This window comes from Jatrophihabitans lederbergiae (assembly GCF_031845305.1).
Classification (GTDB): Bacteria; Actinomycetota; Actinomycetes; order Mycobacteriales; family Jatrophihabitantaceae; genus Jatrophihabitans_A; species Jatrophihabitans_A lederbergiae.
Genome location: NZ_JAVREH010000165.1, coordinates 1 through 1329 on the forward strand (window position 1 = coordinate 1; position 1329 = coordinate 1329).

The window sequence follows — 1329 nt, forward strand, 5'->3', positions numbered from 1 at the left end:
CGCCGCCGGCACTCCGCCTGCGGCTACCGCAGCCCGATCACCTACGAGAACACCACCACCGCGGCTACGCTACGACCGGCCGCATAACAATCAAATCGCGTGTCCACTTTTCGGGGCGAAGGCCCGGATTCAGGAGACAGTCGACCCGGGGCCATTGGCCGAGCTTGTGTTGACGCGGTCAGCCCAGTTTGCGTTGGGCGGCGTCGCTGAAAGTGCCCGGGTGTGTGGCTCGTTACGAGAAGCAGCTAGGTCGGCTTCTGCGCCCTACTTCTACGAGTGCCTGCTGAGCTTCAGTCGTCAGCCCGTACCGGATTCTGACTACGCGGGGTGGCGAAAGGCGCGGGCAGAGGCAATGGCGGCGGGCGAAGAGATCGCGTATTGCGGGACGCCCGAGGCTTAGCCCGCGGTGGTGCACCTGGGCGACGCTGGTAGGCGCATGATGCGCAGATGGATTCTCGATCGCTGGTATTCGGGGTAGGAGATGAGATCTGGGGGTGGGGGCGGCTGGTCCGTACTCGTGAGGGGGACTGGTTCGATCCGCCAGTTCCGACCCGGGCGGTCGGCTACGGACCTGACGGTCCACCGCCACCGCACCAGACGAGCTACGCGATACCGGTTGACGCAGCGGATTTCGACGCAGTCGAACATCGCTATGAACGTGACGGGGCGATCGAGGGGTACGCCAAGATCTACGGGCGGTGGCTCGGGAACCGCATCAGCGTTGATCGGCAGACCAACGAGACTCCCGGCAGGAGATTTTCGCGCTGGTCCGATCCGCCGTGCGAGCCGCCGTCCGGGGGTTGGCCGCACGGAATGAACGGCGCCTACCCAGAAAACTTGGAGTTCGATCTCGGCGACCTCGAAACTACCGGCGCCGCCGTCACGGCCGTGATCTTTCGGCCCAGCGACGACCAGGCAGTGCTGGTCGTCGCAGCGACCGACATTCCCGCCGTGGAGGCGCTGCTGCGACCTCAACTTCCCGATCGGCTGTGCATCGTGCCAAGCCGCTGGAGCCGAGCGCAGTTGGATGCCGTGCAGGAACATCTCAGGGTGATGTGGGATCGCTGGGGTATTCACAAATCGGGGCCTCTATGCGATGAGCAGGCGCAAGCCACCATGACAGCGACACTGGTGCGAGTGACCGACGAGATTGCCGACTGGGCCGCAGCGCAGCCCGACGGACTTATTGCACTCGAACCCTGTCTAACCCGAAACTTTCACGCGGCGCCTGTTGATCGTCGTTCTTGGGGCGGCAGCCTCTGTGGTTTCCGATTGTGCCGTGCGGGCAGGACAGTTTGGCCGAGGTCGCTCGGTGCGCCGGTTCCACGT

General features: G+C 64.6%; 1 protein-coding gene. It reads left to right on the forward strand.

Going from position 1 to position 1329, the window contains the following annotated elements; translation table 11 throughout:
* Window positions 1-447: 447 nt before the first annotated feature.
* Window positions 448-1329, forward strand: an 882-nt coding sequence (locus RM423_RS24745; protein WP_311425697.1) for a hypothetical protein, incomplete at its 3' end; no start/stop codon positions are given.